Annotated in this window: 14 protein-coding genes and 1 pseudogene; 11 read left to right on the top strand and 4 right to left on the bottom strand. The window is 37.9% G+C overall.

What is annotated here, in order from left to right; all coding sequences use genetic code 11:
• Positions 1-9 precede the first annotated feature (9 nt).
• The gene (locus EXE09_RS05740; protein ID WP_130116624.1) at positions 10-1,380 is read right to left on the bottom strand and encodes a phosphomannomutase CpsG; all 1,371 of its coding nucleotides are present in this window, start codon (positions 1,378-1,380) and stop codon (positions 10-12) included.
• A 344-nt stretch (positions 1,381-1,724) separates the two neighbouring features.
• On the opposite strand from EXE09_RS05740, the gene EXE09_RS05735 reads away from it, so the two are divergent.
• From EXE09_RS05735 to EXE09_RS05715, 5 genes and pseudogenes are all read left to right on the top strand, one after another.
• The gene (locus EXE09_RS05735; RefSeq protein WP_165382037.1) at positions 1,725-4,010 is read left to right on the top strand and encodes an Ig-like domain-containing protein; all 2,286 of its coding nucleotides are present in this window, start codon (positions 1,725-1,727) and stop codon (positions 4,008-4,010) included.
• Positions 4,011-4,012: 2 nt separating this feature from the next.
• Positions 4,013-5,569 (top strand): BapA/Bap/LapF family large adhesin, encoded by a 1,557-nt coding sequence (locus tag EXE09_RS05730; protein WP_130116622.1) that lies wholly within the window; start codon positions 4,013-4,015, stop codon positions 5,567-5,569.
• 278 nt (positions 5,570-5,847) lie between these two features.
• Positions 5,848-7,401 (top strand): annotated as a pseudogene (locus tag EXE09_RS19165) (TolC family protein).
• The gene (locus EXE09_RS05720) at positions 7,398-9,530 is read left to right on the top strand and encodes a type I secretion system permease/ATPase (RefSeq protein WP_068975581.1); all 2,133 of its coding nucleotides are present in this window, start codon (positions 7,398-7,400) and stop codon (positions 9,528-9,530) included. Before EXE09_RS19165 ends, EXE09_RS05720 begins: the two are co-directional and overlap by 4 nt.
• Positions 9,527-10,783, top strand: a complete 1,257-nt coding sequence (locus EXE09_RS05715) for an HlyD family type I secretion periplasmic adaptor subunit (protein ID WP_228255429.1) — start codon at positions 9,527-9,529, stop codon at positions 10,781-10,783. The genes EXE09_RS05720 and EXE09_RS05715 overlap by 4 nt, the downstream gene beginning before the upstream one ends.
• An 83-nt stretch (positions 10,784-10,866) precedes the next feature.
• On the opposite strand, the gene EXE09_RS05710 is transcribed toward EXE09_RS05715, so the two are convergent.
• A complete protein-coding gene (locus EXE09_RS05710; RefSeq protein WP_068975582.1) occupies positions 10,867-11,307 on the bottom strand; it encodes a MarR family winged helix-turn-helix transcriptional regulator in 441 nt (146 codons plus the stop codon).
• 107 nt (positions 11,308-11,414) lie between these two features.
• Positions 11,415-12,452: a 2,5-dihydroxypyridine 5,6-dioxygenase gene (locus EXE09_RS05705; protein ID WP_130116621.1), complete on the bottom strand. Its 1,038-nt coding sequence runs from the start codon at positions 12,450-12,452 to the stop codon at positions 11,415-11,417.
• Positions 12,453-12,683: 231 nt separating this feature from the next.
• Between EXE09_RS05705 and EXE09_RS05700 the strand changes: the two genes are divergently transcribed.
• From EXE09_RS05700 to EXE09_RS05675, 6 genes are all read left to right on the top strand, one after another.
• A complete protein-coding gene (locus EXE09_RS05700; RefSeq protein ID WP_130116620.1) occupies positions 12,684-13,826 on the top strand; it encodes an FAD-dependent oxidoreductase in 1,143 nt (380 codons plus the stop codon).
• Positions 13,823-14,629, top strand: a complete 807-nt coding sequence (locus tag EXE09_RS05695; RefSeq protein ID WP_130116619.1) for an alpha/beta fold hydrolase — start codon at positions 13,823-13,825, stop codon at positions 14,627-14,629. The genes EXE09_RS05700 and EXE09_RS05695 overlap by 4 nt, the downstream gene beginning before the upstream one ends.
• Positions 14,630-14,643: 14 nt before the next feature.
• Complete coding sequence (locus tag EXE09_RS05690) at positions 14,644-15,399, top strand: Asp/Glu racemase (RefSeq protein WP_068975586.1); 756 nt, start codon at positions 14,644-14,646, stop codon at positions 15,397-15,399.
• Between the two features lie 12 nt (positions 15,400-15,411).
• Positions 15,412-16,065 (top strand): isochorismatase family protein, encoded by a 654-nt coding sequence (locus EXE09_RS05685; protein ID WP_130116618.1) that lies wholly within the window; start codon positions 15,412-15,414, stop codon positions 16,063-16,065.
• A gap of 176 nt (positions 16,066-16,241) precedes the next feature.
• Entirely contained in the window at positions 16,242-17,570 is a 1,329-nt protein-coding gene (locus EXE09_RS05680) for an MFS transporter (RefSeq protein ID WP_130116617.1), read from the top strand.
• A gap of 55 nt (positions 17,571-17,625) precedes the next feature.
• The gene (locus tag EXE09_RS05675) at positions 17,626-18,816 is read left to right on the top strand and encodes a hypothetical protein (protein WP_130116616.1); all 1,191 of its coding nucleotides are present in this window, start codon (positions 17,626-17,628) and stop codon (positions 18,814-18,816) included.
• Positions 18,817-19,212: 396 nt separating this feature from the next.
• Here EXE09_RS05675 and nhaA read toward each other — a convergent pair whose 3' ends face one another.
• Positions 19,213-20,547 carry a Na+/H+ antiporter NhaA gene (gene nhaA, locus EXE09_RS05670; protein WP_130116615.1) on the bottom strand — a complete coding sequence of 445 codons (1,335 nt, stop codon included), beginning with the start codon at positions 20,545-20,547 and terminating at the stop codon, positions 19,213-19,215.

Raw genomic sequence — 20,547 nt, 5'->3', positions numbered from 1 at the left:
GTGAAAATATTAGCTTTGAATCAACTGCGTTAACTCATCCACATAAGCTTGCATCGGTTTAGGATTTTTATCTTTACGGCTTTCGATATTTAAACGTAACAAAGGCTCAGTATTTGAAGCACGTACATTTAAACGCCAAGCACCAAAATCTAAACTTACCCCATCAGTTTTGTCGATCTCAGGTTTTTGATCTGCAAAATGATCAAAGATTTTTTGAATCGTTACTTGAGTATCTGCAACTTTAAAGTTGATTTCACCACTACATGGGAAGCGATCAATCATATCTTCCACAAGACTAGAAAGCGATTGCTTGGTTTCAGAAAGCACAGAAACAGCCAATAACCATGGAATCATGCCACTATCACAATAAGCAAAATCACGGAAATAGTGATGCGCACTCATTTCACCGCCATATACAGCATTATGTTCACGCATGACATCTTTGATAAAGGCATGCCCAGATTTAGATTGAACAGCAACACCATCATATTGGTCAATAATGTCTAAAGTGTTCCAAACTAGACGAGGGTCATGCACAATTTTCTCGCCCGCTTGTTTGAGTAAGAACGCTTGTGCAAGCAGACCGACAATATAATAACCTTCAATGAATTGACCTTTTTCATCAAAAAGGAAGCAACGGTCAAAGTCACCATCCCAGGCAATTCCCATATCTGCTTGATGTTCTAAAACAGCATTCGATGTGCTATCACGATTTTCTACAAGGATTGGGTTAGGGATCCCATTTGGGAAAGTCCCGTCAGGATTGTTGTGAATTTTAATAAATTCAATTGGAATATTCAGTTGTTTGAATTTTTCTTCAATGGCATCAACGGCATGACCTGCAGCACCATTTCCTGCATTCATAACGAGTTTGAGTGGGCGAATTTTTTTTGGGTCAATGTAGGTGAGTAGATGTTCAACAAATTCTGGCAAAATATTATATTTTTCTGCTGTGCCTTTCTTTGAAACATTAACAAATGCTTCAGATTCCGCTAATGCTTGAATATCTTTCAAGCCTGTATCTGCACTGATTGGGCGAGCATTTTCACGAACCAATTTCATGCCATTATAATCCATCGGATTATGGCTTGCTGTGATTTCAATACCACCCTGAACATCAAGATGGAAAGCACCGAAATAAACCTCTTCAGTTCCAGTCATACCAAGATCTAAGACATTGACACCTGCATCATTTAAACCGCGAATCGTCGCTTGTTTTAAACCCTCACTCGTTAAACGAACATCACAACCCACTACAACAGTTTTAGGTTGATAAATTTGCCCATAAGCACGACCAATTTTATAGGCAATTTCTTCATTTAATTCTGTGCCAAGTTTGCCACGAATATCATAGGCTTTAAAACAGGTCAGTTTATTCATAATCATCTTTCTATTGTCTAAAATTGGATCATAACGAAGCATTCATTTTAACGCTAAAGTATATAAGTGATACTACAAAAAGACACATATTTGATTCTAAGTTTTTTAAAATGTTCTTCCCAATACCTTGATTCTGCCGATGTACGGTTTTATTTTCAAAAATTAGCAATAAAAATGAGACGTAGTTTTCAATAAATAGCGATTAAAGTCATGATTTTACATTTAATCTAAATAAATAGTTTAATTTTTGTGCGCAATTCCGATAAAGTGATAACTAGTTCTCACAATTTATGGTTTATAATTACAAAAAATTGACATTAAAATTTCAAAATGAGGAAAAGCAAATGGCTAATTTACTAGATTCTGTACTCACGCCTGTTGGGGGGGTTGTTGGTGGAGTGGTTGGCGGTGTTGGTGGCATCGTTGGAGGTGTCCTAGACCTTGTAAGCAACATTATTAAAGTAGCAGGGTTCAAACCGAATAGCGACGTTACAATTAGCTTTTATGATGCAATTACTAATGCTCTGATTAAAGCTATTGTGGTTCAATCTGATGCAAGAGGTCGTATAGAATATACAACTTCAGAATTTATTAATGGCGAGACAGCTATTATTACAGGTATCAACCCACAAGGGTTTGATATTAAAAGTACGCAAGTTCTAAAAGATTTCGCTCCACCAGTTGCTCCTACTGTATCAATTAATGCAGCAGGTAGCCTAGTTTCTGGTATTACTGAACCAGGCGCACTAATTAAAATTAAAAATCAAGCAAATGAAGTTATTGCAACTACTGTTGCAGACCAATTTGGTAAATTTGCTGTTGCATTAGTTCCACCAAGAATTGCATCTGAGCAATTCAGTGCTACAGCTTCAGATAATTCAGCAAGCCATAATGAATCAGTTGCAACTCAATTTACTGCTCCAGATTTAATACCACCAGTAGCACCTGCAAACTTAGCAGTTGTGCAAGATGGTAGTGTGGTTACAGGTAAGGCAGAACCAAATTCAAAAATTGAAATCAAAGATTCAAAAGGTCAGGTCATCGGAACTGGCACGACAGATCAAAATGGTGCTTTTTCGGTAACTTTGACGGTTCCACAAAAAGATAGTCAACAATTAATTGTAAATGCAATTGATACTGCTGGGAATAAGTCGCCTGATGCAATAGTAAATGCTTCAGACCTAACACCACCAGCAGCACCTACAAACTTAGCAGTTGTACAAGAAGGTAGTGTGGTGACGGGCAAAGCTGAACCAAACTCTAAAATTGAAATTAAAGATCCGTCAGGAAAGATAATAGGAACGGGTTTGACAGATGCTACGGGTTCATTTGCAGTAACATTGACTACGCCTCAAAAGGACAGCCAAAAGCTGACTGTGAATGCCTCTGATGCGTCAGGAAACAAATCACCAGATGCAACAGTAATTGCACTTGACTTGACACCGCCACCAGTACCGACCAACTTGGCAGTTGTCAATGACGGCACGGTTGTAACAGGTAAAGCAGAAGCAAATTCTAAAATTGAAATTAAAGATCCGTCTGGAAAGTTGATTGGAACAGGTTTGACCGATGCGACGGGTTCATTTGCAGTAATTTTGACCACACCTCAAAAAGATAGTCAAAAACTGGCAGTAAACGCATTTGATGCAGCTGGAAATAAATCACCAGATGCGACAGTAAATGCACTTGATTTAACACCACCACCAGTACCGACCAACTTGGCAGTTGTCAATGACGGCACGGTTGTAACAGGTAAAGCAGAAGTAAACTCTAAAATTGTAATCAGAGATCCAGCTGGAAATATCATTGGTACAGGTACAACTGATGCAAATGGCTTATTTTCAGTAGGATTAACTATTGCACAAAAAGATAGTCAAAAACTGACAGTGAACGCATTTGATGTAGCTGGTAATAAGTCACCAGACGGTAATGTACAAGCACTTGACCTTACTCCTCCAGATTTAGGTACCCCATTGTTCAATGCGACTGGTAACCAAGTGTCTGGAACGGCTGAAGCGAATAGTAATATTGCAGTTAAAAATGCTTTAGGAACGGTTATTGGGACTACTGTAACTGGTGCTGATGGAAAATTTGTTGTTAATTTAGATAAAGCATACGGTGCTGGTGAAAAAATATCTGTTACCGCGACAGATGCTGCTGGTAACTCAAGCCTACCTAAAGCAGCGATTGCACCAGTTTTATTACATGCAAATGATGATGTTGTACGTGCGGATCTTGACTTAGGTTATACATCTACCAGTTCGACTTATTCTGAAACAAAAGGTTTTGGATCTATTTTTAAATTCTTTGGTATTTCTTTTCTTGGAAAACCAGCAGCAGAAATTAACTTCACTGTGGGTGAAACTCAGGCAACTTCAGTTGATATTTCTTCGACAAATGCTGGTTTTGGATCATTTTTAGATTCAACTCGAATTACTCTGTATAAACAAAATTCGGATGGTTCATGGGCTAAAGTTGTTTCAAGTACAGATACGGGCCTGTTTAATGCTTTCTTCTTTTTCTTCCCACAACAAGCACGTCTTAAAACTGTAGATTCTTTGGCGCAAGGTAATTATAAAATTATTGCTGAAGATACAACTGCATTTAGCTTTTTTCCGCGAACAGCTTAAGTGTGACATATACAACTACAACTAAATCTACAACACTAGATGCTCAAAAAGCGAATGTGGTTTCGGGTAATGTATTGGCAGATGATGTTACAACTGCAGGTACACAAGTCTCTAAACTTGTGAATTCCGATGGTAAAGGTGCGGATGTTGCTTCTACTGGAACTACGACATTGGTGGGTAAATACGGAACAATGCTGATTAAAGCAGATGGTTCATATTCTTATACGCCAAATAAAGATTCTAGTAATATCGGGAAAGTTGATACATTTACGTATACCATTAAAAATGCAAATGGCAATACATCGGAAGCGAAAGTATTTGTACAAATTGGTTCAGATGAAGTTAAAGTGAAATGGGATCCAACAGATCCATCAAAATTTGGTACGACACTACAGCTGTTCAATGACTTTGATACAGTTAAATCAAATGTGTATCACACGACTTCTCAGTCTTCTGTAAGTTCAGGGTCTATTACAACCAGTTCGAGCAGATTGATATCGACAACATCAAATACATTTAATATTGATAATAACGCTGAATCTACGATTAAAGTTGCATTTAAGGCTGCTTATGGTAAGAGTTTCTTTGGTAGTACAGTTTCTACAACTCAAGATCCAGATAACACAACTTTCAAATGGCAGTTGCAGAAATTCAATAAGGCAACGAATCAGTGGGAAAATGTAGTAGGTGCAAGTGGTTCTAAGTTTATTGGCTCTTCACTGAGTAACAGTATTACGAGTGGTAATGAAGTGCTAAATGCAGAATTTAAAATCAATTCAGCTGGACAATATCGCGTTGATTTTAGTGCTTCAACAAGTAGTTGGTTTACTTCAAGTTATGACACTTCTGTTCAAGTGACCACAACGAACTTAAATGACTGGTATTTAGATAGCTTTGGTACTGCAACAGGTAATATTTTCAATGGTGTAGGTGTTGAAACGACATCTCAAGATACTTTGGGTATCGGAAGTAAATTGTCAATTTCAAAAGATGGTGGCGTAACGTTTGAAACCGTATCTGCAAGTGGTAACACGATTCAAGGAGTGAATGGTGTTCTAACAATCAAAGCTGATGGGTCATATAACTACAGTCAAACAGGATATAAATATGCAACTGAAGACTTTGTGTATAAAGTCACAAATAGTAATGGTGAGACTGCAACAGCGCACCTAAATATCGGTTATGAACACACAATTCAAGGTTCTGCTGCAAGTGAAGTTTATTCTACTGGAAGCATCATCCATGTTCTTCAAATGGGTGCAGGTGCAGACACTGTGAAATTCACCGCATTGAATACAGATGAACATGGTGATATCTGGTCAGACTTCTCTAAGGCTGAAGGTGACAAGATTGATGTATCTAGCTTATTAAGTGGTAAAGGTGTGACTGCAAGTAACATTAGCCAATATGTAACAGTTGAGCAAAGTGGAAAAGATGCAGTTGTAAAAATTGACCTAGATGGTAAAGGTACTCAATACACCCCTAAAGAGCTCGTGATTCTAGAAAATAATACATTAGCATTAGATGATTTACTAAAAGGTAATCATATCATTTATTAATTTAATTAATTTTTAGTAAAAAAGAGAGTTTTATACTCTCTTTTTTACTCACGATTAAAGTTAAAATTAAGTTTTATGGTTTAAATTGTCTAAAATTTAGATTGAAAACTTATGCTTTGAACATTAGATTTAAATGTTTTGTGATTGATTTAACGAAAATTAACTTTAAATAAGTATTTGTTTGCTTTTTATAATGTGTAAAATAGGTATTAGTTACGAGAATAATCTAAAATAATTTAATGCCGATAATTAAAAGCTTGTCTAGGTGTCATTCACGAATGTTAATAGCGAAAAAGCCATCCATTTTTTTTAAAAGTTTGAGTGCAGTGAGCTTATTTGTTCTGTCACAGAGCAATGGATATGCACAAGATACAAACTATATTGAAAATATTAAACAAGGTGTGGCAGGTTTAATTAAACCTAAAGATGATCAATCATTTAGAACTGCTCAGCTGAAAGCACTATCTGATTTTACATATCAACCAGATGTGAGTTCAAATGATTCATTACCAGTTGTGAAGCCTTATACTGGGCAAAAAGCATCATTAAATAATTTATATTTAGAAAATGCTGAAGCAACTAGTTTGAATACTCGTCAGACGCGAACGATGAATTTAGAAGATGCTATTCAAATCGCAGTAAAGAGGAATCCGAGTATTGCACAGACAATTTCAACATTGGCATCGCAAAATGCCAATATTGATGTTGCTAAAGCGCAATATTATCCACAATTAAAAGCAGGAATGAATACAGGTGATTTCACTTCAAGTGATAAAGGAAGACAGTTATATTCCGTTGAAGCCAACCAAATGCTTTATGATTTTGGCAAAGTAAAATCGAGTGTAACTACACAGCAAAATAAATTAGCGCTTGAGCAAGCGAATGTTTTAATGAGTATTGATGATATATCTACACAAACTGCACGTACGATTTTGTCATTAATGAGATATAGAAATATTATAAAAATAGCACAAGAATAATATAATGGTGTCAGTCGCTTACATGAAATTGCACGTTTAAGAGCGGAGGCAGGTATCAGTAGTAATGCTGATCCAGTACAAGCACAAAGCTATGTGGAATATGCGCGTTCTTATTTGATTACTCAACAAAACTTGTTAAAGCAACAAGAGCAAAAATTGCGAACTTTCTTAGGATTTGATGTGGGGCGGATTGATTTTGTCATTCCAGATGAATACGTCAAAATGTCTGGACTTTATGATTCACCTGAAATGAATTTAATTCCGAGTATGATTGCAGCTAAAGCGGAAATTGATGTTGCACAAAGCCAGAAAAAACAGACACAATTGAGTGCTTATCCAACAATTTCTTTAGTGGGTTCAGTCAGTAAAGCTTTAAATGGTAAAAATCCAAATACAGGTATTGAGGATAACACGAATAGCTCGATTGCCGTACAAATGTCGAGTAATTTTTATCAGGGCGGTGCTGTCGGTTCTCAAGTAAAGGCAGCCAACTATGCGGAGCAAGCAGCACGAGCGAAGCTCAATGCAACTTATTTGAATATTGTTGATCAAGCGCAGATTGCCCGTGAAAGTATTGAAAATACAGATAAGCAAATTTGGGTACTAATGGATCGTGAACGATCTACAGCAAAAACACGTGAGCTTTATGAAGAGCAATACAAACTAGGCAAACGTTCTATCTTGGATTTGCTCAGTTCTGAACAGTCATATCAAAGTTCAAGAATTGAAAGAGAAGGCGCGCGTTTTGATATATACGATACAATTGCTGTATTTATCAATGTGACTGGTAAAAGTAGAAATGCTTACCACTTAAATAATATTCAAATTCAGGGGTTTGAAGTACAACCATGAATCAAAAAATAAATTATCAACCATGGTTACAAGCCATTATTACGGTTGCACAGCATTATCGAGTTCAACCCTCTGAAGAGCAAATTCGACTTCAACTGGATTGGAATAAATATTCAGACCTCGATGATATGTTGGCGATTATTACGCGCCAAGTTGGCTTAAACGTTCGCAAGGCAGATTTTACCACAGATGTGTTAAATCCATGGCGATTGCCAGTGGTGGTAGAGTTTAATGATGGTCAGGTTGCAGTCATTGAGAAGGTAGATAGTGCTGGAAATGCAAGCTTGCAATTGAGTGGCGATCAAGGCCTATCTCAAACTTTTAATTTACATGAATTACAAAGTAATGCGAAACGAGTTTACATTTTTAGACCAGAAACATCTGTACCAGATGCACGTATTGACGAATATATTAAGCCTTATGAGAAAAGCTGGTTCTGGGATATCGTTCTAAAGGATTGGAAGCGTTATACAGATATTATGGTTGCATCGATGATGGCCAATATTTTGGCATTAGCAACAGTTATTTTTTCGATGCAAGTATATGACCGTGTAATCCCTTCGCAGTCGATACCAACGCTTTGGGTTCTGGCAGGTGGTGTTCTCATTGCTGCTATTTTTGAATTTGTATTAAGAATTGCCAGAATCTATTTATCAGACATTATTGGTAAACGCGCAGATTTGAAAGTTTCAGATCAGGTCTTTGGGCATGCTTTACGGATTCGTAATAAAGATCGTTCTCGCTCAACAGGATCTTTTATTTCCCAAATTCGTGAGTTAGAAGGTGTTCGTGAATTGGTCACCTCGACCACGATTAGTGCGATTGCTGACTTACCTTTCTTTTTCCTATTTCTTATTATTTTCTGGATTATTGGTGGCAACATTTTCTGGGTGATGTTGATCGTCGTCCCACTGATGATACTCCCTGGATTTCTTGTACAGAAAAAATTAGCACAATTGGCAACAGAAGGGATGCGTGAATCTGCAATTCGTAATGCGATTTTAGTGGAAGCCGTGCAAGGGATTGAAGATATTAAATTATTGCGTGCTGAAGCAAGATTTCAAAATCAGTGGAATCATATGAATGAAGTTTCTGCTGAAATTAGTATGCGTCAACGGAAGATCGTTGGTTGGCTTAATTCTTGGACGCAGAAGGTTCAAGGTTTGACTTTTGCAATTGTGGTCTTAGTAGGATGCTTTGCGGTCATGAAAGGGGATATGACTACGGGTGCATTGGTTGCATGTTCAATTTTATCCTCTCGTATGCTTGCACCAATTTCGCAAATTACAGGCGTATTAGGTCGTTGGCAACAAGCGAAAGTAGCGAAAACAGGTCTCGATGAGTTGATGCAAAAACCTGTTGATCGCCCTGATCGCGCGCAATTAATTCAGCGAAAAGTATTAAATGGTGATTATGAATTTAAAGGTGTGGTATTTAAATATACTGAAGATGATCCACGTCCAACCTTAGTGATTCCGCAATTAAAAATTAAACCAGGTGAGAAGATTGCAATTCTGGGCCGTAATGGTGCAGGAAAATCGACCTTGTTGCAGCTTCTTTCAGGTATGCAAAGCCCAATACAAGGCAAAATTAGTTTAGATGGTGTGGATCAATCTTTACTTGACCCAGATGATATCCGTCGTGATATGTCTTTATTAAATCAAAATGCACACTTATTCTTTGGTACGATTCGTGAGAATTTAACGTTGGGCGCGCCTTTGGCAACCAATGATGAAATTATTCGTGCATTGAAAATTACCAATGCGATGGAAATCGTAGAACAGAAAAAAGAAGGTTTAGACCACATTATTCTTGAGGGTGGTGTAGGCTTCTCTGGTGGACAAAAACAAGCATTGTTGCTCACACGATTATTATTAAGAAACTCAAATATTGTATTGCTCGATGAGCCAACAGCATCGATTGATGATGTTTCTGAAAAATTATTGATTCAGCATCTAAAACAGTGGTTGGGACATCGAACTTTGGTTGTTGCCACACACCGACCTGCGGTTTTACAACTCGTTGACCGTATTATTGTTGTACATGAAGGTAAGATTATTAAAGATGGACCTCGTGATGCCATCCTGAATCCTGGGAATCAACCAAATGCAGGAGGGGCTTCAGCATGAGCCAAGAGCAAAATAATCAAAATGAAGTTGTTCCAGAAACAAAGGCTGTATCTGAAAATAGTGCATCCAATGTTTTGCAGCGCCCAACCAATCCTTCAGCTTTGAAGTTCTCTGAGCCTCCTTTGCCTAAGTCAACATTCATTATTTGGATAGTGGCTATAGGGTTGTTGGCTTTCTTAATCTGGGCATGCCTATTCAAGCTGGAAGAAGTGTCAACAGGAACGGGTAAAGTCATTCCTTCATCTAAAGAGCAAATTATTCAGTCTTTGGATGGTGGTATCTTGACTAGCTTAGATGTGAAAGAAGGTGATATTGTTCAAAAAGGGCAAACACTTGCACAAATCGATCCAACACGGTTTGAGTCTCAAGTGGGTGAAAGTCAAACTAAATTATTGGCAACTCAGGCAACAGCAGCACGTTTAGAAGCAGAAGTGAATGGTACTGCCATTAATTTTCCAAAAGCTGTTTTGGCGGTACCAAGTTTAGTTCGAGAAGAAACAGCATTGTATACTTCGCGCCGTGCCAATCTTGATGAATCAATCACTGGTCTTAAGCATGCATTGGCTTTGGTTCAAAATGAATTGCAAATGACACAACCATTGGTTGCAAAAGGTGCGGCCTCTGAAGTTGAAGTATTACGATTAAAACGTGATATTAACAATTTTGAAAATCAAATCAATGACAAACGTAATGATTATTATGTGAAATCACGTGAAGAGCTTGCGAAGGCAAATGCTGATATTCAATCTTTACAACAGGTGGTTGCTGGTCGTACTGATTCGGTTAAACGTTCTACTTTTAAAGCACCTGTGCGTGGTGTGGTTAAAGAAATTGCAGTGACTACGATTGGTGGTGTAGTTCCTCAAAATGGTAAATTGATGACAATAGTACCAATTGATGAACAATTACTAATTGAAGCGCGTATTTCTCCACGAGATATTGCATTTATCCATCCAAATCAGCCAGCGATGGTAAAAATTACAGCCTACGATTATTCAATCTATGGAGGATTGGAAGGTAAGGTAACAGTAATTTCACCTGATACAATTCGCGATGAAGTAAAGCAAGATCAGTTCTACTATCGTGTTTATATTCGTACTGATAAAGACAAGTTAGTGAACAAAGCTGGAAAATCTTTCTCGATCACACCAGGTATGGTGGCAACAGTGGATATTCGTACGGGTCAAAAAACCATTATCGAGTACTTGTTGAAACCATTTAATAAAGCGAAAGAAGCATTAAGAGAACGATAATTTAAAATGTTTTCAAAATTAAACCGCCGAAAGGCGGTTTTTTTGAGATTGTATGAATGAGTACATCGCGCTATATAAAAAGCTTAATTTTTATCATCTACAATTTTTTTGAGCAAAAACTGTAAGGCAATTTTTTCTGCGGGATTCAGTGCCTTGAGTGTTAAGTCTGTGATTGTTTCAGCGATAGGGATGGCCTGTTTTAATTGGTCTTTGCCTTGAGGGGTAATATGAATTAAAACTTTGCGCTTATCTATACTGTCTGGGTCTTGGGAAATCAGTCCTTTATCTTTTAAACGTTGAATAATGCCACGAATCGTTGCCTGATCTATACCTGTATCATTGACCAGTTCCTTTTGAGAGCATTCTTGTAATTTGTGAATCGAATAAAGTGTTGCAAATTGCACGGATGTGAGCTGAGTTTCATCTAGGCTTTGCTGGAAAATGGATAAATGATGGTAGTACGCACGACGTAGTAAATAACCAACTTGGTCTTCAATAATATATTCATTATTTTCTTGATTCATTTATTGTTAACCCTAAAGAGAAATAAAAACGAAGAATTACTGGATTATAGACTTTAAAAAAAATAACGACTATAGCGCTATAGCCGTTATATGTTTTGATCAAAAGATTAATCTAGATCGGTCGGAACACCTTGGTCAACAACGATAAGATCATCTAATTTAACGGTACAATTTCTTAGTGGAATATCCATATGACAAGGTGTTTTACGACTGCCTCCAACTTCTGTATTCGGGCCTGTTGAAAATAAGAAATTACCATTAAAAGCACGAGCATCCATACACATACCATCATTCTTGTCATGCAAGCCCATTGCTGTCCATTGCGCGCGAGGTTGTAAGCCCCATCCAATATGAGAGATGCCATAAACTTCAGGATCATTAAAATATTTCATATAGTCACGTAAATATTCAGCTTCAAAGCCACCATGAATTTTAGTAATAAAGCCTTTTTCAACTTCTAAGGTAACTTTTTCGCGAACATAGTTTTTGAAAGGAAGAAGAATATCTCCCACATCTAAAACCAATGTTCCTTCAGCGGTATTTTCATTGGGCCATGTAAATAAGAAGCCACTCGGCCAATGGTCCCATCGACCGGGTTCATCCGCAAAGCCGTATTCAGTGACCGCTGGATATTGCCCGAGTGGTGCATAGAAATCCGTTCCAGCTTTAGATGTCACATGCATACTTTGCGCTTTTTTGAGGTATTTCTCAGCAGTTTGTACACGTATTTTATCTTCTAGAGTTGGTAGGATTCGAGCAAGCACTTCGGGTGGCTCAACGGCGAGTAAAATCCGAGTGCCTGTTTTTAAAATTTGTTCTTGTTCAGGTGAATGTAACAGCATCATGGTGTCTATAACTAAATCTACAGACTCCAACGCACGTTGCGCAGCTAAATTCCCAGTGAGTGCCGTATCTCCGCAATATGCAGTCATATCATTGCCCATTGCTTTGGGATGATTAAATGACGGAAGTTCCAAGATAAATACTTTTGCTTTTAATCGACAAGCTGCATCCATTGCAGCTTGAACTGTTTGTGGATGTGAATAATGGCTTTTTAAGATCGCAACAGTTTGAGTCTCATCTACTTTAGATAGTTGCAATACATGTTCAAACATTTGCGTAAGTTCGGATGAATTAACTGGCATGAATAGCGCTCCTTTGCTGATTGTTTTTTGTATTAATAAAGAGTATACGCTTTATATTTGTGTAGTAAAGAAATTATTATTTTAAAATAATTTTATTTAAAATATATATAAAACAATATAATAAGTCGAAATTTCTAAAATTTTTATAAAAAATAATTAAAGTGTATAGACTTTAAATTTCTCTTAATGTATATCTATTTAGTAGGAAATATTTGTTTGAAGGAGTAAGCAATGAATACGTCTAAAAAAATCGCGGTAATCGGTGCTGGTTTAGGTGGAGCATCCATGGGAATCCTGCTGCAGAAAGCAGGTTTTGATGTTGAAGTTTATGAGCAAGCGGCTGAGTTTTCACGTTTAGGTGCAGGAATTCATATTGGTCCAAATATCATGAAAATTTTTCGTGAAATGGGCTTGGAACAAGATTTAGAAGACATGGGTTGTCATCCAGATTATTGGATTAGTCGTGATGGAAATACGGGTGAAGTAATTGCTAAAGCACCTTTAACGGGTTATGACGCTGCATATTTGACGATTCATCGTGGTGATATGCACGCACGACAAATTGAAGCATTACAACAAGATAAATTACATTTTGGTAAGCGTTTAAGCAATGTTGAGCAAGATGCTGAGGGTGTAACACTGAGTTTTGAAGATGGCACTGTAACAAAAGCAGATATTGTGATTGGGGCGGATGGAATTAACTCGAAAATTCGCGAAACTATTCTGGGTGTTGAAGCACCGCTCTATAGTGGTTGGGTCGCACATCGTGCAATTATTTCAGGTGAAAAATTAGCAAAACTAAAACAGCAGTTTGATTTAGATGATTGCGTGAAATGGTGGTATGAAGATCGTCACATCATGGCATATTGCACCACGAAAGAACGTGATGAATATTATTTCGTCACAGGTGTTCCACATCCTGCTTGGGATTTCCAAGGTAAGAGTTTTGTACCATGTGACAAAGCAGAATTATTTGAAACATTTAAAGATTTCCATCCTTCGATTACAGCCATGATTGAAGCCAGTGATGATGTGACAAAGTGGCCTTTAAATAATCGTAATCCTTTACCTGTGTGGAGTAATGGGCGTTTAGTGTTATTGGGTGATGCATGCCATCCGATGAAACCACACATGGCGCAAGGTGCTGGCATGGCGATTGAAGACGCTGCAATGCTGACACGCTGTTTGCTTGAAGAAGGTTTAGATAACTACGAGCAAGCATTTAATCTTTATGAAGAAAATCGTAAAGAACGCGCAAGTAAAGTTCAAAAAGTATCCAATGCAAATACCTTCCTGAAAACGCAAGAAGATCCAGCTTGGGTATATGGTTATGAGGTTTATGCACAACCTCTACATGCGGAGGAAAATGCATGAGTCACTTACTATATGGCGGTAATGTAGCTGCGAACGATGTTCGTCTACATTACCTCCGATATGGTGGGCAAGGTCATCCTTTGGTTTTAATACCAGGGATTACCAGTCCTGCAATCACTTGGGGTTTTGTTGCTGAGAAACTCGCAGAATATTTTGATGTGTATGTTTTAGATGTTCGTGGTCGAGGTTTGTCATCTTCAGGTGATCATCTTCAGTATGATACTGAAACATGCGTGAACGATATTTTGGCTTTCGTCGCAGCATTGGAACTTACTGAATATCATTTGGTCGGGCATTCGATGGGGGCGCGTTTTGCAATTCGTTGTGCTTCGCAACATCCACAAGGTTTAAAGAAAATCGTACTGATTGACCCACCTGTTTCTGGTCCAAATCGCCGTGCTTATCCAAGTCAGTTGCCGTGGTATGTCGATTCTATTCAGCAATCTATCGAAGGTATGGATGCTGAAGAGATGAAAAAATTCTGCCCGACATGGACTTTGGAACAACGTCAATTACGTGCTGAATGGCTACATACGTGTTATTTACCCGCAATTGTCAAAGCGTTTAATGATTTTCATGATGTTGATATTCATCAATATATTCCACAAATTTCAGTGCCTGCTTTGCTTATGGTTGCAGGTAAGGGTGGCGTGATTCAGGCAGATGATATTGATGAAATTCAGAAGCTTAATCCAAATATATCGCTCAGTCATGTAGAGAATGCAGGTCATATGATCCCTTGGGATGATGAACAAGGTTTTTATCAAGCATTTGGTGATTTTCTAGATCAGTCAATTATTTAAGGAAGAAATAAGTCATGGAAAAGATATATAAAATTGGTCAAATCGTACCAAGTTCGAATACGACAATGGAAACTGAAATTCCAGCGATGTTAAAAGCTCGTCAACTCATTCGCCCTGAAAAGTTTACTTTTCACTCAAGTCGTATGCGTATGAAGCATGTGAAAAAAGAAGAATTGGCTGCGATGGATGCTCAATCTGACCGTTGTGCATTAGAGCTTTCAGATGCACGTGTAGATGTATTGGGATATGCATGTCTTGTTGCGATTATGTCGATGGGGATTGGTTACCATCGCGAGTCTGAAAAGCGTTTGCATCAAGTGACGATCGACAATGATGCAGCAGCGCCGATTGTGACGAGTGCAGGTGCTTTGGTTGAAGGCTTAAAAGTCATGAATGCCAAGAAAATCGTTGTGGTGACACCCTATATGAAACCATTAACTGAGTTGGTGGTGGACTATATTAAAGCTGAAGGTTTTGAAGTGTTGGATTATGTCGCTTTAGAAATTGCAGACAATATTGCTGTGGCACAACACGACCCAAATAATTTGCCTGAGATTGTTCAAAAATTGAATTATCAAGATGCGGATGTCATTGTGCTGTCCGCATGTGTACAGATGCAATCTCTTCCAGCGGTGGCAAAAGTAGAAGCATTGACTGGTAAACCAGTAATTTCTGCTGCAATTGCAACCACTTACCAAATGCTAAAAGCATTGAATCTTGAGCCAGTTGCGCCAGGTGCAGGTGCGTTATTGTCTGGTGCTTATGCATAGTTGGAGGTCGATATGTCTCAGCAAAATGTACAAGAAAATTTACAGAGCAACTATCAAGGTGTTTGGGGAAATAGAATTGGTTTTGGCAAAAAACCAGTACTTCTCCTTGTAGATTTTATGCAGTCTTATACCACCGAAACAGAGCCTCTTTTTGCACCAGACGTGATCAAAGCGGTGCAAGAAACCAAAGACATTTTAGAGCTCGCTCGTGAACAAGATATATTGGTGATTCACACCAATATTTTGTATCACCCGAATCAACTCGACGGGGGAATGTGGGTCAAAAAGTCACCCGTAATGGCAGCCATGGTTGCAACAAATCCTGCGACGCAATTTTGCCCTGAGGTTAAGCCACTGGATGGCGAATTAGTGATCACAAAAAACTATGCAAGTGCTTTTTTTGGCACAAGTTTAGCATCTATTTTAAGCACTCAAGCTATTGATACTATTATAATTGTTGGTTGTTCTACAAGCGGTTGTGTACGTGCTACAGCAGTGGATTCTGTACAACATGGTTTTAGAACAATTGTGGTTCGTGAATGTGTGGGTGATCGTCATCAAGCACCGCATGAGGCCAATTTATTTGATATCGATAGCAAGTATGGAGATGTTGTGTCTAAGCAAGAAACTATTGATTATTTTCAAAAAATCAAAGTGATTAAATAGATACATAGTGATGAAAAATATTATGCTTATGATCACAAGCCGAGGGGAATAGTGCAATGCGGGATTAAATCTGATCATCAGTCAAATGAGGAGAGGAGTACCTAATTGGCTGAAAAATATGATCAATTGCATTGTATCAATTTTAAACTTGGTTTGTTATCTAAAAGGAGTTAGATATGTCTGCCAATGTTATCGTTTCTGAATCTATTGGAAAGGTAAGTTATACCGAACAGGAAGTTAAAGTTTATAAAAAAGTGATTTGGAAACTTATTCCTTTTTTATGCTTTTGTTATATTGCGGCCTATTTGGATCGTATTAATGTCGGCTTAGCAAAGTTACATATGCTGAGCGACATTCACCTCAGCGAAGCAGCTTTTGGTTTAGGCGCAGGGCTGTTTTTCGTTGGTTATATTCTTTTTGAAGTACCAAGTAATCTGGTGATGGAAAAAGTTGGGGCAAAAATTTGGATTGCTCGAATCATGATTACTTGGGGAATTCTTTCTGGCTTGACGATGTTTGTCACCACACCCATGCAATTTTATGTTTTACGTTTTTTGCTAGGGGCCGCTGAAGCAGGCTTTTTACCGGGTGTTTTGTATTATTTAACCACTTGGTTTCCAACCTATTATCGTGGAAAAATTATTGCTTTGTTCATGATTGGCTTACCTCTCGCTGTGATTATTGGTAGCCCACTCTCTGGATGGATTATGGGAGCATTTGATCAGGTTCATGGATTTACAGGTTGGCAGTGGTTGTTCTTTTTAGAGGCTATTCCAAGTGTATTATTAGGAATCTTAACTTTTATAATGTTACCGAACCATTTCTCAAAAGCAAAATGGTTAAATGAAGAAGAAAAGCACATTATTGACAGTAATTTAAAGAAAGATCTTGAGGGAAATTCATCTGCTAAAGAAAAGCATAGCTTTAAAGATGGTTTTTTTAATCTCAATATTTTGAAATTAGGTGCAATTAATTTCTCTATGTTGCTGTGTACTTACTCGATGGGATTCTGGTTGCCGACATTCATTAAGAACACAGGCATGACGGATGTTTTCCACATTGGATTGCTCGTTGCGATTCCAAGCATTATCGGTTTGGTTGCAATGTTATTGATTGGTCGCAGTTCAGATAAATTTAGAGAACGTCGTTGGCATCTCGTTATTCCATTTGTACTGGGTTCAATCGCATTATTTTTCACACATATGTTTAGTGCCAATATTGTGATGACCTTGGTTCTATTCTCAATTGCAGCAATTGCAACAACAGGGACTATTCCCGTGTTTTTCAGCCTTCCAGCAACTTTCTTATCAGGTACAGCAGCAGCAACTGGTTTTGCACTGGCTTGTTCAATCGCCAATTTAGCAGGCTTAGTGAGTAATACACTTGTGGGTTATGCCATCCAAATTACGGGTCGGCCTGAAGGTGCTTTGATGGTATTTGCTGTGTGTCTGCTACTGAGTTGTCTGATCGTTTTATCCTTACCGAAAGCTTTAGTGAATAAATAATTGAACAATTTGATTGGGCAAATAATTCAAAAAATTATTTGCTAAGGGGAAATTCATGTCTAAAAAAAGTTATTTGAGCATATTTATCGGTTGTTTGATGTCAATGAATGCCTTTGCAGAAACGCAAGGGACACCATTTAAATGGCAAACTGAAGATGGTTCTAAATCTTTAGAGGTCGGTGGTTTTATCCGAGCTAACTATCGTGATGAGCGTTGGGACAGTGACAATAATGGTAAGGTTTTATTTGATAATGCGCGTTTAAATGTTAAAGGTAAATATGATCAATTCTATTTAGATACCAGTTATGCATTTCAAGATGATCACAAGCGATCGATTGAGCATGCATTTGTAGGGTATAAGCCGAATGAAAATAACGATATTCAAGCAGGTATTATTTACAAACCTTTTGCCATCTACCCATTTCCTGAACATGCGTGGACATTCCAAATTCCATTCTTTTTAGGATTCGCAGACAGTGTTGCACCTGGTGTGAGTTGGAAAAATTCCAGTGATGATTATGATCTGACATTGGCCTATATGCCGATTATGAGTAATGGCAGTGTTCGTTATGCACCTGAAGCAGGTTCAGCCGATGATCTCGATTATGTTTTACCTAGCCAGAAGCAATATCTGAATGAAAAACGCAATCAGGTGAATGTTCGAGTCGCCAAAAAACTCAATTATGACTTTGGTAAGCAAGAGTTTGGATTGAGTGGTGCTTATTCTCAGTTGCACAATAAAGCGACCGATGATGATGGCAGTTATTATGCACTTGGTTTACATGCTTTAAATAATTATGGCAAATGGGATTTTCAAACATCAGCGATTCACTATAAATATGATGCAAAAAATCCAGCAGGTGTCGATGACGATAAAATATTGATGCAGTCCAATGGATTAACACCTGCATATTTTGTTGCTTCTGAGGGGACAATTGGTATTTTTAATATTGGTTATACCCAACCTGTAACAAGCAAATATTTTCCGAATTTAAAATCTGTAAAATTTTACAATGATTACAGTATTTTAATGAAGGATCGTTCTGATTGGGCAGATTCACAAATGGACACTTTTGGTGTGCAATTTAATGCGATGCCTTTCTTGATCTGGGTTGATGGCAGTGTAGGAAAAAATGTGAATGTGTTGGGTGGTGCGAAAAACTCTACCGGTTATACCTCGGCAAACTCTGATTATAGTAATGATTGGAAGTTTAGATGGAATATTAACATTGGTTATAACTTCTAAAGTTTGAGATTGTAAATTTAAGTGTGAAATTTATGGAACTGCAACTATAGATTAAAAGTTAGGTTGTAGCTTCCGTAATTTCCATTGATTCAGCAGAGGTGAGTGAGGTTCAATTTTTCCCATCATATTTATATTATTCAATGTAATAGTTTTCCTTTTATTTGTGTCTTTAGCTTATTTAAATATAGACAGTGTTAATCAGCTCAAGACATCGAATGAGATGACTGAGGAATTTGTTCGATGTTTGGATTGAATGGTTAAGTCATTAGTTTGATCTGTCTTAAGCATTATTTTTTTGGGTCAATTCTTTTTAGTTGATGATCCTATAGTTCAAAGAATCAACACTAAAATGTCAAATGAATAAAGCACTACGGTGAGTGCTTTATTTTAAAATCCTCAAATTTTACGCGGTTCAGTTTTTAAAAAATAAATACCTATAGCAAGTCCAAGCAATGCAGAGATGATGGAACCAATCAGAACCCCGATTTTTGAAGCATCCATTAAAATAGGGTCTAGTTGAAATGCTAGTGTTGCAGTGAAAATAGACATGGTAAAACCAATACCTGCGAGGCAGCTGACCAACAGTAACCATCTATAATTAAACGTCGCTGGAAACTGCGCAATACCGATACGGACACAAAGCCAAGTGATCAGAAAAATTCCGAGTGGTTTGCCTAAAATTAGGGCTATGGAAATCCCCGTAATGACGGAGTAAACACCTGTATAATCAAAATTGATTTGGGTCAAGTTAACACCAGCATTGGCTAGAGCAAATAACGGCATAATTAGAAATGCAACCCAAGGTGAAAAAGCATAGCTGACACGGTTGACGGGGCTGTGTAATTCACGGTTTGCCAGTTGTAATTTTTTAGAAGATTCTACGCAGTCCTGTTGTTTTTTGATTTGCTCATAAGCCGCTTTTATTCCGTTAAATCCATGTTGGCTAGACGGACGAACAGCAACAGGGGTTAACAGTCCGAGGATTACACCAGCAAGTGATGGATGTACACCTGTGATGTATAATCCATACCAGATTAGGCAAGCAGGAACAACATAGGGTAGCATGGAAAAAATGCCCATACGTTGCATGATAAAGACCAGTAATAATCCCATGACAACAAAAATTGCACCAGTAGCATTCAGACCTGAAGAATAGAATAGCGCAATAATAAGTACTGCGATAATGTCATCAATAATGGCGAGAGTGAGCAGGAAAATTCGAGCAGAAGCAGGAATTCTTTTACCCAATAAAGCGAGGATGCCTACTGCAAAGGCAATGTCGGTGGCGGTTGGAATCGCCCAACCTTGATGTGCCTGACCAGCAGATAAACTAATACTCAGATAAATCAGCGCAGGAACAATAACACCACCGCAGGCTGCGATGACAGGTAGACAGGCAGATTTTAGATCAGCCAAAGTACCATCATGAATTTCTTTGCGTACCTCAACCCCTACAGCTAGGAAAAACAGAGTCATCAGCACATCATTAATAATAAAATGTAGGTCTGTTTTTATTTCAATAGAACCTAAGCTAAAAGCGATTTGGGTGTGTAAGAAAGCTGCATAACTGTCAGCATATTGTGAATTTGCCCATACTAGGGCAATTGCAGCAAATAACAGTAAAATCGCACCTCCAATGGCTTCGATGCCACGAATCAGTTGATAATACTGCATTCCTCTTTCAGTGATTTTTTGCAGAGGATGTATTCTGTATGGTGAATTCTGAATCAT

The organism is Acinetobacter sp. WCHAc060025 (assembly GCF_004209355.1).
GTDB classification, from domain to species: domain Bacteria; phylum Pseudomonadota; class Gammaproteobacteria; order Pseudomonadales; family Moraxellaceae; genus Acinetobacter; species Acinetobacter wuhouensis.
This window is presented reverse-complemented; position numbering and strand designations above follow the sequence as displayed.

Bases quoted from the DNA above. Each gene is read 5' to 3' on its own strand.
- EXE09_RS05685 (WP_130116618.1), top strand. From the start codon at position 15,412: ATGTCTCAGCAAAATGTACAAGAAAATTTACAGAGCAACTATCAAGGT.
- EXE09_RS05680 (WP_130116617.1), top strand. From the start codon at position 16,242: ATGTCTGCCAATGTTATCGTTTCTGAATCTATTGGAAAGGTAAGTTAT.
- EXE09_RS05705 (WP_130116621.1), bottom strand. From the start codon at position 12,452: ATGCCAGTTAATTCATCCGAACTTACGCAAATGTTTGAACATGTATTG.
- EXE09_RS05715 (WP_228255429.1), top strand. From the start codon at position 9,527: ATGAGCCAAGAGCAAAATAATCAAAATGAAGTTGTTCCAGAAACAAAG.
- EXE09_RS05675 (WP_130116616.1), top strand. From the start codon at position 17,626: ATGTCTAAAAAAAGTTATTTGAGCATATTTATCGGTTGTTTGATGTCA.
- EXE09_RS05720 (WP_068975581.1), top strand. From the start codon at position 7,398: ATGAATCAAAAAATAAATTATCAACCATGGTTACAAGCCATTATTACG.
- EXE09_RS05735 (WP_165382037.1), top strand. From the start codon at position 1,725: ATGGCTAATTTACTAGATTCTGTACTCACGCCTGTTGGGGGGGTTGTT.
- EXE09_RS05740 (WP_130116624.1), bottom strand. From the start codon at position 1,380: ATGAATAAACTGACCTGTTTTAAAGCCTATGATATTCGTGGCAAACTT.
- EXE09_RS05695 (WP_130116619.1), top strand. From the start codon at position 13,823: ATGAGTCACTTACTATATGGCGGTAATGTAGCTGCGAACGATGTTCGT.
- nhaA (WP_130116615.1), bottom strand. From the start codon at position 20,547: ATGATTCAGAATTCACCATACAGAATACATCCTCTGCAAAAAATCACT.
- EXE09_RS05690 (WP_068975586.1), top strand. From the start codon at position 14,644: ATGGAAAAGATATATAAAATTGGTCAAATCGTACCAAGTTCGAATACG.
- EXE09_RS05700 (WP_130116620.1), top strand. From the start codon at position 12,684: ATGAATACGTCTAAAAAAATCGCGGTAATCGGTGCTGGTTTAGGTGGA.
- EXE09_RS05710 (WP_068975582.1), bottom strand. From the start codon at position 11,307: ATGAATCAAGAAAATAATGAATATATTATTGAAGACCAAGTTGGTTAT.